Here is a 14,966-nt window from a genome sequence, read left to right on the forward strand (position 1 = left end):
TTTTATGTTAAGATTAATTGAAAGGGGGATGTGTAATGGAACAGTTACAAATTGGAGATATAAAAGTAACGTGGTTAAAAGGCGGAAATACACATTTAGATGGAGGGGCAATGTTTGGTGTTGTGCCGAAAGTACTTTGGTCACGTAAATATAAACATAATGACACAAATCATATTTACTTACGAACAGATCCGTTACTTTTACAAACGAAAGATGGAAATATGCTCATTGATTCAGGAATAGGAAACGGTAAGTTGGATGAGAAGATGAAACGAAATCAAGGTGTAACAGAAGAATCATCGGTTTATGAATCGTTAGAAAAACAGGGATTAAAGCCTGAAGATATTCAATATGTTTTAATGACACACCTTCATTTTGATCATGCATCTGGCCTAACAAAATGGGATGGGGATCACCTTGTACCAGCGTTTCCAAATGCGAAAGTTTACGTAAGTGAAACAGAGTGGAATGAAATGAGGAACCCAAATATTAGATCCCGTAATACATATTGGAAGGAAAATTGGGAACCGATTGTAGATCAAGTTGTTACGTTTCAGCAAGAAATAGAAATTACAGATGAAATCAAGATGGCACATACGGGTGGGCATAGTGATGGACATGCAGTCATCATTTTGGAGAGTCAAGGGGAAACGATGCTACATTTAGCAGATCTCTTGCCGACGCACGCGCATCAAAATGTATTATGGGTAATGGCATACGATGATTATCCGATGACCTCGATTGAAAATAAACAAAAGTGGATGAAGTATGGTGCTGAAAAAGAGGCATGGTTTACGTTTTACCATGACGCATATTATCGCGCTGTGAAGTGGAATGAGGAAGGGCATATCGTAGAAAAAGTAGAACGGAAAACGAGTATAGAAGCATAAAAATAGGAGGTTGTTCCATCATATTTATTGGAGCAGCCTCTTTTTTATTGTCGGGTTCTGTCGGTAAGTCGATATATTTAAACAAACGCGGATATAAATTGAGTTGCGCCGATATAATTGGGAAATCGCTGATATAAATTGAGCTGCGCCGATATATTCGGAAAATCGCTGATATAATTTTAATCAATACCCGCAATTTCAAAAAAATAAGAGGTTCACCTAATGGGAACCCTCCTTTTTATGCTGCTATAACCTCTAAAACAGTACCTGTTTTAGCATCAACTAAAAATTCAAATCGTTCTTGTATATCATTTAACATTGTCGTAAGACCGCCGCGATAAACTTCATATGCGACATCATATTTTTCAAATGTCTCTGGAACCATATGTACCCAAGAGCCAGTAATTTCACCTTTATGACTTAATGCTTGTTTCACCATTTTCAATGCTTTTTCTGAAGAAATATGGGATTGTTCTTGTACCTTGTTTGCAACGAGATAACCAGCTGCGAACCCAACGCCAAGACCTGCTACTAAACCTTTCCAGCTCATATATTCACCTCAATTCTATAAAATAAAAATAGTGTACCGATAATAATTATAAAGCAAATACAGCTAAAAAAGAAGAAACTAGAAACATTTCGAAAATTTCGTTACAATAAAAGAGGTATTCTACTAAGGTTTGAAAGAAGGGGACTTCGTGAATAAAGAGACATTACAATTATTTCGTACGTTAACAGAATTACAAGGCGCATCAGGTTTTGAACATGATGTACGCCGTTTTATGAAACAAGAATTAAGCAAATATGCGGATGAAATTGTACAAGACGGTTTAGGTAGCGTATTTGGTCTGAAAAAAGGGGACGAAACTGGCCCGCGTGTTCTTGTAGCAGGTCATATGGATGAAGTAGGTTTCATGATTACGCAAATTACGAAAAACGGAATGCTTCGTTTTCAAACGTTAGGCGGATGGTGGAGTCAAGTTCTATTAGCACAGCGTGTACAAGTTATGACGAAGAATGGTCCTGTTATTGGGGTTGTTGGTTCTATTCCTCCTCATTTATTAAGTGACGCGCAACGTGCAAAACCGATGGATATAAAAAATATGTTAATTGATATAGGTGCAGATAGTTATGAAGATGCGATTGAAATTGGTGTAAAACCAGGACAACAAATCGTGCCGATTTGCCCATTCACACCGATGGCAAATGAGAAGAAAATTATGGCGAAAGCTTGGGACAACCGTTACGGATGTGGTCTTGCAATCGAATTGTTAAAAGAATTAAAAGATGAAACATTACCAAATACATTATATTCTGGTGCTACTGTACAAGAAGAAGTAGGCCTCCGCGGAGCGCAAACAGCTGCAAATATGATTCAACCAGACATTTTCTATGCGCTTGATGCAAGTCCAGCAAACGATGCATCTGGTGACAAAACACAGTTCGGTCAATTAGGAAAAGGTGCTCTTCTTCGTATTTACGATCGCACGATGGTAACACATAGAGGAATACGCGAATTCATTTTAGATACAGCAGAAACAAACAACATTCCGTACCAATACTTTATTTCACAAGGTGGTACAGATGCGGGCCGTGTACATACAAGTAACTCTGGTATCCCATCAGCAGTAATTGGTGTTTGTGCACGCTACGTTCATACACATGCTTCAATTTTACATGTTGATGATTATGCAGCGGCGAAAGAATTAATTACGAAGCTTGTAAGAACAACAGATAAAACGACGTTAGAGACCATTAAGAATAACGCGTAGAGAAGAAGGGCGAAAAACCCTTCTTTTTTTAGGTTGAATAGATGACCCAGCGATGAGTGGTGGCGGTTAGTGCCTAATGGGTGCTCGAATGATGTATTAAGACCGCGGGTAGGAAGAAAGAAGAAGCCTGTTTTTGTGTTTAGGACCAGTAATATTGTAGAAAGCGACCTTCTTTTATGGGGAGAAGGAATTCCCTGATGGTGTGTGGTAGTGGTTGGTACTTAATTTGTGCCGAAGCGGATATTAGAATAGAATGAAGAATTTTTATAGAGGTGAACGAAATGAAAGTAGTAGTTGGATCAAAGAATAAAACGAAGGTTGGCGCTGTGGAGAAGGTTTGGAAAGATGCTGAAATTACATCTCTTTCTGTTCCGTCAGGAGTATCAGCTCAGCCTTTCTCAGATGAAGAGACGATGCAAGGAGCGATTAATAGAGCGAAGCGAGCGCTAGAGGAAGGAGAAGCTCCAATTGGTATTGGGCTAGAAGGCGGCGTAATGAAAACGGAGCACGGTTTATTTATGTGTAACTGGGGCGCGCTAGCAACAAGTGATGGGAAAGTATTTGTGGCCGGAGGAGCGCGTATTACATTACCAGACGATTTTTTAGCACCTCTTGAAGATGGTAAGGAATTAAGCGAAGTGATGGAAGAGTTTGTGCAGCGAAAAGATATTCGTAGTCACGAAGGTGCGATCGGTATTTTTACAGAGGATTATGTCGATCGTACGGAATTATTTGTACACGTTGTTAAGTTGTTAGTTGGGCAATATAAGTATGACAAAAAGCAAGCATAAACCTTGCACCATGCGCGATGTATGGTAGTATAAAAGAAAGATTATAACATGAAAAATGCACTCGTTAGAGGGGGAAATATAGATGAAGTCATTAGAAAGCATGGAGCAATTCCAACAGTTAAAAAATGAAGAGAATGTAGTCTTTATGTTCTCAGCAGAATGGTGCCCAGACTGCCGCTTTGTAGATCCATTTATGCCAGAAGTAGAAGAGAAATATAGTGATTTCTCATTTTACTATGTAGATCGCGATGAGTTTATTGATCTATGTGTAAAATTAGACGTATTTGGCATTCCGAGCTTTGTAGCGTACAATAAAGGTGAAGAAACTGGTCGCTATGTAAACAAAGATCGTAAAACACAAGAACAAATCGAAGAGTTCATTGAAGGTTTAAAATAAGGCAATTTGCCAATTGAATTGTAAAACAACCTCTACCTTCGCGGGGGAGGTTATTTTTTTGGAAGGGAGGAAAAAAGAGATGAAGATGACAAGTAAAAAGATGAAAGATGAGTTAATAAAGAAATTATCTCGCCCAGAATGGGACTTTCAGTATGATAGTGAGAAAGAAGTTTTACGTATTGAACAAAAAGACTCCAAAAAAGGTATTAACGTATCGCTTCCAGGAGTTGTGGCAAAATGGGAAGTGAACAAAGAAAAGGCAATTGAAGAAGTTGCTTATTACGTACAAGAAGCGCTAATTGCGATGCATAAAGAAGAAAATAGCGGAGCGAAAATTTTACCTGTTATTCGCTCTACTTCTTTCCCGAAACAAGCAGAAGAAGGAAATCCGTTTATTATGACGGATCATACGGCGGAAACACGTATTTACTATGCGTTAGATTCGAATAAAACGTATCGACTAATTGATGAGCGTCTATTACAAAAATTAGAACTTACAGAACAGCAAGTGCGTGAAATGGCATTATTCAACGCACGCTCATTAGGTTATGAATTTAAACAAGACACAGTAGCGGGTAATACATTCTACTTTTTAAACACAAATGATGGGTATGACGCGACTCGTATTTTAAACGAATCGTTACTACAATCGATGCGTGAAAAGATTTCTGGTGACATGGTTGTTGCTGTTCCTCACCAAGATGTATTAATTATTGCTGATATCGTCAACGAAATCGGTTATGATATTATTGCACAAATGACAATGAAATTTTTTGCCGAAGGGCATGTTCCGATTACATCACTTTCATTCGTATATGAAGATGGAGAATTTGAACCAATCTTTATTTTAGCGAAAAATCGGAAGAAGACAGATGGAAAAGAGAAAGGATGAACGAAGTGAACGTTTTTTACAACCTTGAAGGAATTGGTGACACTTTAATTGTTGCCTTACAAGATATTACTTTAGAGAACCGTACTTTTGATCGCAAAGGAGATGTTGCACGCGTATACGATCGTGAAAGCAACGAGACAGCAGGATTCAACATCTTTAATGCATCTTCTTACTTAGAAGTAAAAGAAACAGGCAACCTTACATTAACGAAAGAGCTTGTAGAGAAAATCAACGAAATTTTAGCGAAGAATGGCTTTGAAGAAACAGTAGAAGCAGATCTTTCTCCGAAATTTGTTGTAGGCTATGTAGCTGAAAAAGAAAAGCATCCAAATGCTGACAAGCTAAACATCTGTAAAGTAGAAATCGGTACAGAAACATTACAAATCGTATGTGGTGCACCAAACGTTGATGCAGGACAAAAAGTTGTCGTTGCAAAAATTGGTGCTGTAATGCCAAGCGGTATGTTAATCAAGCCAGCTGAGCTTCGAGGAGTTCCTTCTGCTGGAATGATTTGTTCAGCACGTGAATTAGAGCTTCCAGACGCTCCACAAGAGAAAGGTATTCTTGTATTAGAAGATAGCTTTGAAGTTGGACAAGAGTTCAAATTTTAATTGATATAAGAAAAGAGAGGTTGTCCTTTTGGACAGCCTCTCTTTTTTTACATTCATTGTTGGTAATTCGAAATTTCATGTTGAATCGTTGATATATTGAGAATAGTGATAGATATATTTAAAAAATCGTTGATATATTGAGAGTAGTGATAGATATATTCAAAAAATTGTTAATATGATAAGGATGTCACCTTTTTTCTTAAAATCTATATTGTATTTTATAAACAAACTAGTTAAAATTTAGAAAAGTAGAAGGGGATAGAAGTATGAAACAGCAACCAAAAATCGCAGAACTTCTAAAACGAATTGAAACTTCAAAACAGCAAGATGTTGAGCTAGGTACTTATGAAATATATTTGTTTAGTGAAAGTGAATTAGAAAAAGGACAAATCGGTTACCGATACGATAAACATAAAAATTCATTAATAAGTGAAGAACACGGAAAATGGAAAGAAGAATGGATTACAATTGGATATGAAACGGATATGGGCGATCCAGTTTTCGTAAATATAGATGATGACGCTTATCCGCTTTATACTGCAGAACGTGGTACAGAAAAATGGCAACCAGTTTATATTGGAAATATAGATGAGATTATAGGGCAATTATAAGAAAAACTTTGAATCCGGTGCAAAGTGATGGGAGAGAAGTATGAAGTATATAAAAATAATGAGCATGATTGCATTCATTGGAATATATATGGCCGGTTGTTCACAAGGGCAGCCGAAAAAAGAAACTACATCTTCTATACAAGAGAAAAACAAAGATACCAAAGAAGACGCACCGGTAGAAAAGCAGCAAGAACAAGAAAAGAACGAAGAATCGCAAGCAATTCAAACGAATGAGCAAGTAGAACATAAGCAAGAGGAAGTATCATCTGATGAAAAGAAAGAAGAAACTACGCCAGTGCAGCCGGCTGAGCAACCAGTGCAAAATAATGAACAAAAAGTAGAGAGTAATGAAAAACAAGGAAAGTTTCTCGTTGTTATTGATCCAGGGCATCAACAAAAAGCGAATTTAAATTTAGAGCCGATTGGGCCAGGGGCAGCGACGCAAAAATATAAAGTGACAGATGGTACAACTGGTGTTGTGACGAAAAAAAGAGAGGCTGTACTTGTATTAGAAATGGCTTTTTTATTAAAAGAAAAGCTTGAAGCAAAAGGGATACAAGTATTAATGACGAGAACATCACAAGACGTTGATATAAGTAATAAAGAAAGGGCGACATTCGCAAATAATCATAAGGCTAATTTATTTTTACGTCTTCATGCAGATGGTTCTGAAAATCCAAACCAAAGTGGATTCGCTGTATTGACGCCGGCAGAAGGAAGTCCGTATACGAAAGAGATTTATGCGGAAAGTCTTCAAATCTCTCAAATGATTGTAAATAAAATGAGGGAGAACCAGCAAGTAAAAGTAAATGGAATTAAATTTCGGGATGATCTTTCTGGATTTAATTGGGCAAAGGTTCCTGGTGTGTTATTAGAACTTGGGTTTATGTCAAACCATGAAGAAGATAAAAAATTATCTGACCCGCAATATGTAAATTCTTTATTGCAAAGTGTAACGGATAGCATAGATGCATATCAGAAGAGTAAAGCTTAAGCGCAGTCTTATATGAAAGGCTGCGTTTTTTCATATGAAACACTCGTAAATTAGAATATTGTGGATAAATATGACATGCTTAATTTTACCTGCACTTTTTGCCGAATGCTGATACAATAAAGGATGTTACTATTTAGTAGAAAGAGTGGTAAGCATGTTAGATTGGATGAAAAAGCTGTTTAACAAAGAGGAAGAACAAACAGCGATGAATAAAGAAGTACCAAAGCAAATTGAAAGTCAGCCGAAAATTCCTCGTGTAAACCACTACACTGAAGCAAGAGAAGCACAAATGGCAAGTAGGAATGCAGGTAAATGCCGTTTTCCTTTAGTACCGGATAATGGGTTCGATGAAGAGGATGAAAGCGAAGTAAATCGCTTCGAAGAACAACCTGTTCAAGGAGTAACATATGAAGAACCGACTGCCCAAAGAGGAATAAAGGTGGAAAGAAGCAGACGACCGTATGTGGAAAAGGTAGTTTCTACATATGAAGAGCCGGAAGTGCAATATGAACCGGTGCGGGAGTCTGTCGTTAAAAAGGCATCTGTACCTTCGCAAGAGAGTAACCGTAGACCATTTCGTCCAACAGAAATGATTTCGCCAATTTATGGATATAATCGTCCTTCAGTAGAGAAAAAGGAAGAAAAGCAGGAGGAAGTAAAGGAAAGAGAAGACCTTGAAATATCTGTAGAGGGTAAATCAGTCGTTGATGCATGGTTAGAGAAAAAAGGATATACATTATCTGATTTCTCAGAAGGACAAGCACCAACTTCTTCTAGTCATAGAGCTGCTAACCAGCAAGGGGAGCAACAATATGAAGAGAATAAAAAGGAAGAAAAGTCAGTAGTTGATCAATGGCTAGAGAAAAACGGTTATGAAATTGAACGCCAAGTGCCTTTAGTAGAAGAAAAAGAAGTGATTCAAGAAATGAGTACACCGCAGGAAGTTTCAGCGGATGAATTACTTCATAAAACAGTAGCTGAGCAGATGGAAAGTGCTAAGCTAGAAAAAGATGTAGTGGTGTTAAACGAAAACAATCTACAAGAAGAATTAGTAGCTTCTAAAGTAGAGCACGAGGATACAATATTATCAGAAGAAATTAAACGTAATACAGAAATAAAACAACCTACTATTGAAGTAGAAAAGCAAGCTCCAGAAGAATCAGTGATTGTCAAAGCAGAAGAAAAACTTGAAGAAACAATCATTGTGGAAATACCAGAAGAAGTGTCAAAAGTAGAAGTAATTGCAGAAACGGAAGAGTTTGAAGAAGTAGTTATGGAAACAGAGGCACCTGAAGAAGTGGAAGTAATTACAGAAACAGAAGAGTCAGAAGAAGCTGAAGTAATTGCGGAAGCAGAAGAGTCAGAAGAAGTGGAAGTAATTGCGGAAGCAGAAGAGTCAGAAGAAGTGGAAGTAATTGCAGAAGCGGAAGAGTCAGAAGAAGTAGAAGTAATTACAGAAACAGAAGAGCTAGAAGAAGTAGAAGTAATTGCGGAAACAGAAGAGCTAGAAGAAGTGGAAGTAATTACAGAAACAGAAGAGTCAGAAGAAGTGGAAGTAATTACAGAAACAGAAGAGTCAGAAGAAGTAGAAGTAATTGCGGAAGCAGAAGAGTCAGAAGAAGCTGAAGTAATTGCGGAAGTAGAAGAGTCAGAAGAAGTGGAAGTAATTGCGGAAGCAGAAGAGTCAGAAGAAGCTGAAGTAATTGCAGAAATAAACGCGCCTGTAGTAGAGACATTTGTAGCACTTGAGGAAATTCAGCAAGAAGATGAAGCAATTGAACAAAAGAGTGAATTCATACATGTTGCTGAGGCTGATGAACAAACGAAGAAAGATGTTCAAAGCTTTGCGGATGTTTTAATTGCAGAAGAACAACCAGTTGTAGAAGAAGCGCCAGTCGCAGAAGAGCAACAAGTTGTAGAAGAAGCACCGGTCGTAGAAGAGCAATCAGTTGTAGAAGAACAACCAGTTGCCGAGGAAACACTAGTCGCAGAAGAGCAACGAGTTGTAGAAGAAGCACCGGTCGTAGAAGAGCAATCAGTTGTAGAAGAACAACCAGTTGCCGAGGAAACACCAGTCGCAGAAGAACAACCGCTTGTACAAAAAGAAGAACCAAAACGTGAGAAAAAGCGTCATGTACCATTTAATGTTGTTATGTTGAAACAAGATAGAACACGATTAATGGAAAGACATGCAGCTAGAGCAAATGCAATGCAGCCTTCTGCTAATGTACGAGTAGAGAATAAGCCAGTGCAGCAAGAGGTAGCAGAACCACAAGTGGAAGAGCACTCAGTGCAGCAAGTAGTAGCAGAACCACAAGTGGAAGAGCACCTAGTGCAGCAAGTAGTAGCAGAACCACAAGTGGAAGAACGCCCAGTGCAGCAAGTAGTAGCAGAACCACAAGTGGAAGAGCACCCAGTGCAGCAAGTAGTAGCAGAACCACAAGTGGAAGAGCACCCAGTGCAGCAAGTAGTAGCAGAGCCACAAGTGGAAGAACAACCAATACAGCAAGTAGTGGTAGAGCAAGTACAAAAGCCAATTTCAAGTACGGAAGTACAAGAGAAAGCATATGTTGTAAATCAAAGAGAGAACGATATGCGAAATGTATTGCACACACCACCGACATACACTGTTCCGCCATTAGCGCTGTTGTCGATTCCACAGCAATCAGCGTTAGATAATACAGAATGGTTAGAGGAGCAGAAAGAATTATTAGATACAACGTTTAATAATTTTCACGTTGGAGCACATGTTATTAATGTATCGCAAGGTCCGGCAGTCACTCGTTTTGAGGTGCAGCCAGACCCAGGTGTGAAAGTAAATAAAATTACAAATTTAAGTGATGATATTAAGTTAAGCTTAGCTGCGAAAGATATTCGTATTGAAGCACCGATTCCAGGGAAGAGTGCGATTGGAATTGAAGTTCCAAATAAAGAAAGTAAGCCAGTATTTCTTCGCGAAATTTTAAGAAGTCCTGTATTCACAAAGAGTGAATCACCGCTTACTGTTGCGCTTGGACTTGATATTTCAGGGGATCCAATTGTAACGGATATTCGAAAAATGCCGCACGGACTTATTGCGGGTGCAACGGGTTCAGGTAAAAGTGTGTGTATTAACGCGATTTTAACGAGTATTTTATATAAAGCGAAACCACATGAAGTGAAGTTAATGTTAATTGATCCGAAGATGGTTGAGCTTGCACCATACAATTCTGTTCCACATCTTGTAGCACCTGTTATTACGGATGTAAAAGCAGCAACAGCTGCATTAAAATGGGCAGTTGAGGAAATGGAACGTCGTTATGAATTGTTTGCGCACGCAGGTGCTCGTGATTTAACTCGTTATAATACGATTGTAAGTGAGCGAGAAATTCCGGGAGAAACATTACCTTATATCGTTATTGTCATTGACGAGTTAGCCGACTTAATGATGGTAGCACCTGGTGATGTTGAAGAAGCGATTTGTCGTATTGCGCAAAAAGCACGTGCTTGTGGTATTCATTTATTAGTAGCGACGCAGCGTCCATCTGTAGATGTTATTACAGGTTTAATTAAGTCAAACATTCCAACGCGTATTGCGTTTACTGTATCATCTCAAGTTGATTCGCGTACGATTATCGATATTGGTGGCGCGGAGAAATTACTTGGCCGTGGTGATATGTTATTCTTAGGGAACGGTACATCTAAGCCTGTTCGTGTACAAGGTGTATATGTATCGGATGATGAGATTGAAAAGACAGTTGATCATGTGAAAAAGCAAATGAAGCCGAATTACTTATTTAAGCAAGAGGATTTATTAGCGAAAACAGAACAAGCTGAGTCGGAAGACGAATTGTTCTTCGAAGCATGTCAATTTGTTGTAGAACAAGGGGGAGCGTCCACATCTTCTGTACAGCGAAAATTCCGCATTGGTTATAATCGCGCAGCACGTCTCATTGAAGAGATGCAATCGCAAGGAATTATTTCTGAAGCAAGAGGAACGAAGCCAAGAGATGTCCTTATTTCTGAGGATGAATTCGCTGCTATGCAGGAAACAAATGTATAGTAAACGGTTATGCTGTATACTAAGAGAAAATGTTGGATAGTAAAGTAGGGAGTAAAGCGACATGAAAGAAATTGAATTAAAATTAAAAGGTGAAATAAATAGACTAACAAATAAAACATTTAAATTTGACGAACGTGTTGGAGAAGGGTGGTTCTCTGCCGTTTACTTTTTAAAGACTAGAGAAATCATCGAAGAATTTCGCCCGAAAAGTGTTGTAACGATGCAATTTTTCCAAAAGGAAAATGCAGTTCTTTGCGGAACGGATGAAGTAATTGCGTTGCTACAAACATTCGCTAAAAATCCTGAGGAACTTGAGATTAACTCTTTAAAAGATGGCGATAAAATTAGTCCATTTGAAACAGTGTTAACAATTCATGGTCCTTATGAAAATTTCGGATTTTTAGAAGGTGTCATTGATGGGATTTTAGCTCGTCGTACATCGGTTGCGACAAACGTATATAACGTTGTCCAAGCTGCGCGTAGCGTAGATAAAGAAAAACCAGTTATTTTCATGGGAGATCGTGACGATCATTATACACAACAAGCTGGTGACGGTTATGCAGCATACATCGGAGGTATGAGCGCACAAGCGACGCATGCGATGAATGAATGGTGGGGCAAAAGTGGTATGGGGACGATGCCTCACGCATTAATTCAAATGTTTAATGGTGATGTTGTAGAAGCGGCAAAAGCATATCATAAGAAATTCCCAGAAGATGAATTAGTTGTATTAATTGATTACAACAATGATGTCATTACAGATGCACTTCGCGTAGCGCGTGAATTTGGATCAACATTAAAAGGTGTACGTGTAGATACGTCCCGCACGATGATTGATCAATACTTCATTCGCCACCCAGAAGTACTTGGAACATTCGATCCACGTGGTGTAAACCCATCGCTTGTATTCGCACTTCGTAAAGCACTTGATGAAGAAGGATTCCAGCATGTAGACATCGTTGTAACTGGTGGATTTGATGAGAAGCGTATTCGTGAATTTGAAGCTCAAAACGTACCTGTTGACATATACGGGGTAGGAAGTAGCTTATTAAAAATGAATATTGGCTTTACTGGTGATAATGTAGAATTAAATGGGAAACCAGAAGCAAAAGCTGGTCGTAAATATCGTCCAAACCCACGTTTAGAGCGTGTTCAATTAGAAAAAAGAGAAGAGATGTAAAAGAGAGAAAAACTGATAGGTGATTGACCCTATCAGTTTTTCTGTTATCATAGTATAGCGGCTTCTTTTTTGCTATAATGGACTTGTTATGGATATATAAAGAAGTACGTACGAGTTTATCCTGATAAGTGAAGGGAAGAATAACTTCACTACATCAAAAATGTATGATGATTACCAAAATAAGAAAAGATTCATATACTGTCTTATAGATAGGCCGTTGTATTAGTTCGAAATGTTGGAGGTTCTTTAAGATGACAGTTTACCATTTTGTAGGAATTAAAGGAACAGGAATGAGTTCATTAGCGCAAATTCTTCATGATATGAAGCATACTGTTCAAGGGTCTGATTATGAAAAGCGTTTCTTTACACAAACAGCGTTGGAAAAGCGCAATATCTCGATCCTTCCTTTTGATAAGAATAATGTAGAAGAAGGACAAGTGATTATTGCAGGAAATGCATTTCCTGATACGCATGAAGAAATCGTAGCAGCAAAAGAATTAAACATCCCAGTCCATCGTTACCATCATTTCTTAGGTGACCTGATGAGCCAATACACAAGTGTTGCTGTAACTGGTGCACACGGAAAAACATCAACAACAGGTTTGTTAGCCCATGTAATGCAAGGTGCACACCCAACATCTTACCTTATTGGAGATGGAACAGGGCATGGGGTAGAAAATAGTAAGTATTTTGTATTTGAAGCTTGTGAGTATCGTCGTCATTTCTTGTCTTATAATCCAGACTATGCAATTATGACGAATATTGATTTTGATCATCCAGATTATTTTGCAGACATCAATGATGTATTCAGTGCATTCCAAGAGATGGCATTGCAAGTGAAAAAAGGCATTATTGCATGTGGAGATGATGAAGAACTTCAAAAAATTCAAGCGAAAGTACCTGTTATTTTCTATGGATTTGGAGAAGATAATGATTTCCAAGCACGCAACATCCAAAAGAGAACAGATGGTACTATTTTTGATGTATTCGTTCGTAATACGTACTATGACACGTTCAAAATTACAGGATACGGCAATCACAGCGTATTAAATGCGTTAGCAGTAATTGCACTTTGCCATTATGAAAACGTTGATGTAGAAGCAGTTAAGCATCAGCTAACAACTTTTGAAGGCGTAAAACGTCGCTTTAATGAAAAGCCGATGGGAGAGCAAGTGATTATCGATGACTACGCACACCATCCGACAGAAATTAATGCAACGATTGAAGCAGCTCGTCAAAAACATCCAGAGCGTGAAATTGTCGCTGTATTCCAGCCACACACATTCTCACGTACAGAAAAGTTCTTAGATGAGTTCGCAGAAAGCCTAAGCAAAGCTGATCAAGTATACTTATGTGATATTTTCGGATCAGCACGCGAAAACAAAGGTGAATTAACAATCGAAGATCTGCAAAAGCGTATTGACGGTGCAGAACTAATTACAGATACAACAACGGATGTATTAAAGAAACATAAAAACGGCGTTCTAATTTTCATGGGCGCAGGAGACATCCAAAAATTCGAAGCAGCTTACGTAAAAGAAGTTCAAGTTGCAGAGAAGTAATAGGAAAGACGCATAGCTTGGCTATGCGTCTTTTTTGTGTGCTATGTTGGCATATATGATTCTTGAGGTTAGTCGATAAGTCGATATATTAGCGTGTATTTCTTTAGTTATAAATGTTAGAATAATAAGAAAAATAAAAAGGGGGACTAAAAAACATGTTCACACTTCGAGTAGACGATGAAATCGAATTACAGTTATTAGAGAAGCATCATAAGGAGGAACTATATCAATTAATAGACCAAAACCGTAATCATTTACGAAGATGGCTTCCTTGGGTAGATGGGACCAAATCTGCTGATGCGTATGATGAGATTTGTCCGATGTGGTTAAAGAAGTTTGCAGAGGGAGACGGTTTTGAAAGTGGTATCCGTTACAAAGGAAAGCTCGTTGGGATGGTAGGCATTCACCCAGTAAGTTGGGGGAAGAAAGCGGCAAGTCTTGGATATTATCTTGCAGAAGATGCTGGCGGGAAAGGTATTATGACGCGTAGTGTGAAGGCTGTACTTCACTATGCATTTGAGAATTTAAAATTAAATAAAATGGAAATTAGATGCGGTGTTGAAAATGTGAAAAGCCGCGCTATTCCAGAACGTTTAGGATTTAAGTTAGATGGCATTTTAAGAGATGATGAATGGCTATATGATCATTTTCACGATATCGCTGTATATAGTTTACTAGCTTCAGAGTGGAAGGAGATTCGATGAACGAGAAGATACGCATTATTCCGTATGAAAGTACGTTTCAAGAGGAAGTAGTAGATCTTATCGTTCATATTCAGCAAAAAGAGTATAATGTTCCCATTACGAAAGAAGAGCAACCTGATTTACTTGAAATAGAAACATTCTATCAAAAGGATTACGGAAACTTTTGGATAGCAATTTATGATGGTAAAGTAGTTGGAACAGTAGCTTTATTAGATATTGAGAATCATCAAGTAGCGTTAAGAAAAATGTTCGTGAAGAAAGAGTTTCGCGGAAAAGAATGGGGCGCATCACATATGTTGCTTCAAACAGCAATTTCATGGGCTGAGGATAAAAAATTGAAAGATATTTACTTAGGAACAACAGTAAAATTTTTAGCGGCACATCGTTTTTATGAAAAGAATGGTTTTGAAAGTGTGAGTATAGACGAGTTGCCGAAAAACTTTCCGGTGCTACAGGTAGATAAGAAATTTTATAGGTACATTGTGTAAAAGGTCATTTAGAAATGGCCTTTTTCTATGAA

14 protein-coding genes are annotated in these 14,966 nt (G+C 38.2%); 13 read left to right on the forward strand and 1 reads right to left on the reverse strand.

Annotated elements, in window-relative coordinates; genetic code table 11:
* Window positions 1-35 precede the first annotated feature (35 nt).
* Window positions 36-890 (forward strand): YtnP family quorum-quenching lactonase, encoded by an 855-nt coding sequence (locus tag ACTFR8_RS09240; protein ID WP_100619181.1) that lies wholly within the window; start codon window positions 36-38, stop codon window positions 888-890.
* A 238-nt stretch (window positions 891-1,128) separates the two neighbouring features.
* Here ACTFR8_RS09240 and ACTFR8_RS09245 read toward each other — a convergent pair whose 3' ends face one another.
* Complete coding sequence (locus ACTFR8_RS09245; protein WP_000118543.1) at window positions 1,129-1,440, reverse strand: PepSY domain-containing protein; 312 nt, start codon at window positions 1,438-1,440, stop codon at window positions 1,129-1,131.
* Between the two features lie 148 nt (window positions 1,441-1,588).
* On the opposite strand from ACTFR8_RS09245, the gene ACTFR8_RS09250 reads away from it, so the two are divergent.
* The 12 genes from ACTFR8_RS09250 (at window position 1,589) to ACTFR8_RS09305 (ending at window position 14,934) form a co-directional block, all read left to right on the forward strand.
* Window positions 1,589-2,662, forward strand: a complete 1,074-nt coding sequence (locus tag ACTFR8_RS09250) for a M42 family metallopeptidase (RefSeq protein ID WP_001031507.1) — start codon at window positions 1,589-1,591, stop codon at window positions 2,660-2,662.
* A gap of 281 nt (window positions 2,663-2,943) precedes the next feature.
* Window positions 2,944-3,453, forward strand: coding sequence for a DUF84 family protein (locus tag ACTFR8_RS09255; RefSeq protein ID WP_047386993.1), 510 nt, complete (start codon window positions 2,944-2,946; stop codon window positions 3,451-3,453).
* Between the two features lie 82 nt (window positions 3,454-3,535).
* The gene (locus ACTFR8_RS09260) at window positions 3,536-3,850 is read left to right on the forward strand and encodes a thioredoxin family protein (protein WP_000838193.1); all 315 of its coding nucleotides are present in this window, start codon (window positions 3,536-3,538) and stop codon (window positions 3,848-3,850) included.
* 79 nt (window positions 3,851-3,929) lie between these two features.
* Window positions 3,930-4,742, forward strand: a complete 813-nt coding sequence (locus ACTFR8_RS09265) for a DUF1444 domain-containing protein (RefSeq protein ID WP_000784588.1) — start codon at window positions 3,930-3,932, stop codon at window positions 4,740-4,742.
* A complete protein-coding gene (gene ytpR, locus ACTFR8_RS09270) occupies window positions 4,739-5,353 on the forward strand; it encodes a YtpR family tRNA-binding protein (protein WP_001006759.1) in 615 nt (204 codons plus the stop codon). The genes ACTFR8_RS09265 and ytpR overlap by 4 nt, the downstream gene beginning before the upstream one ends.
* A gap of 266 nt (window positions 5,354-5,619) precedes the next feature.
* Window positions 5,620-5,964, forward strand: a complete 345-nt coding sequence (locus ACTFR8_RS09275) for a hypothetical protein (protein WP_000813343.1) — start codon at window positions 5,620-5,622, stop codon at window positions 5,962-5,964.
* A gap of 40 nt (window positions 5,965-6,004) precedes the next feature.
* Window positions 6,005-6,958: an N-acetylmuramoyl-L-alanine amidase gene (locus ACTFR8_RS09280; protein ID WP_000874056.1), complete on the forward strand. Its 954-nt coding sequence runs from the start codon at window positions 6,005-6,007 to the stop codon at window positions 6,956-6,958.
* A 154-nt stretch (window positions 6,959-7,112) separates the two neighbouring features.
* Window positions 7,113-11,000: a DNA translocase FtsK gene (locus tag ACTFR8_RS09285; RefSeq protein ID WP_252209703.1), complete on the forward strand. Its 3,888-nt coding sequence runs from the start codon at window positions 7,113-7,115 to the stop codon at window positions 10,998-11,000.
* A gap of 61 nt (window positions 11,001-11,061) precedes the next feature.
* Window positions 11,062-12,180: a nicotinate phosphoribosyltransferase gene (locus ACTFR8_RS09290; RefSeq protein ID WP_000658370.1), complete on the forward strand. Its 1,119-nt coding sequence runs from the start codon at window positions 11,062-11,064 to the stop codon at window positions 12,178-12,180.
* Window positions 12,181-12,431: 251 nt separating this feature from the next.
* Entirely contained in the window at window positions 12,432-13,742 is a 1,311-nt protein-coding gene (gene murC / locus ACTFR8_RS09295) for a UDP-N-acetylmuramate--L-alanine ligase (RefSeq protein WP_000219457.1), read from the forward strand.
* Between the two features lie 155 nt (window positions 13,743-13,897).
* Window positions 13,898-14,446, forward strand: coding sequence for a GNAT family N-acetyltransferase (locus ACTFR8_RS09300; protein WP_000494658.1), 549 nt, complete (start codon window positions 13,898-13,900; stop codon window positions 14,444-14,446).
* Entirely contained in the window at window positions 14,443-14,934 is a 492-nt protein-coding gene (locus tag ACTFR8_RS09305; protein WP_001003148.1) for a GNAT family N-acetyltransferase, read from the forward strand. The genes ACTFR8_RS09300 and ACTFR8_RS09305 overlap by 4 nt, the downstream gene beginning before the upstream one ends.
* Window positions 14,935-14,966 lie beyond the last annotated feature (32 nt).

The sequence above is a fragment of the Bacillus cereus group sp. MYBK15-3 genome (genome assembly GCF_051916765.1).
GTDB classification, from domain to species: Bacteria; Bacillota; Bacilli; order Bacillales; family Bacillaceae_G; genus Bacillus_A; species Bacillus_A cereus.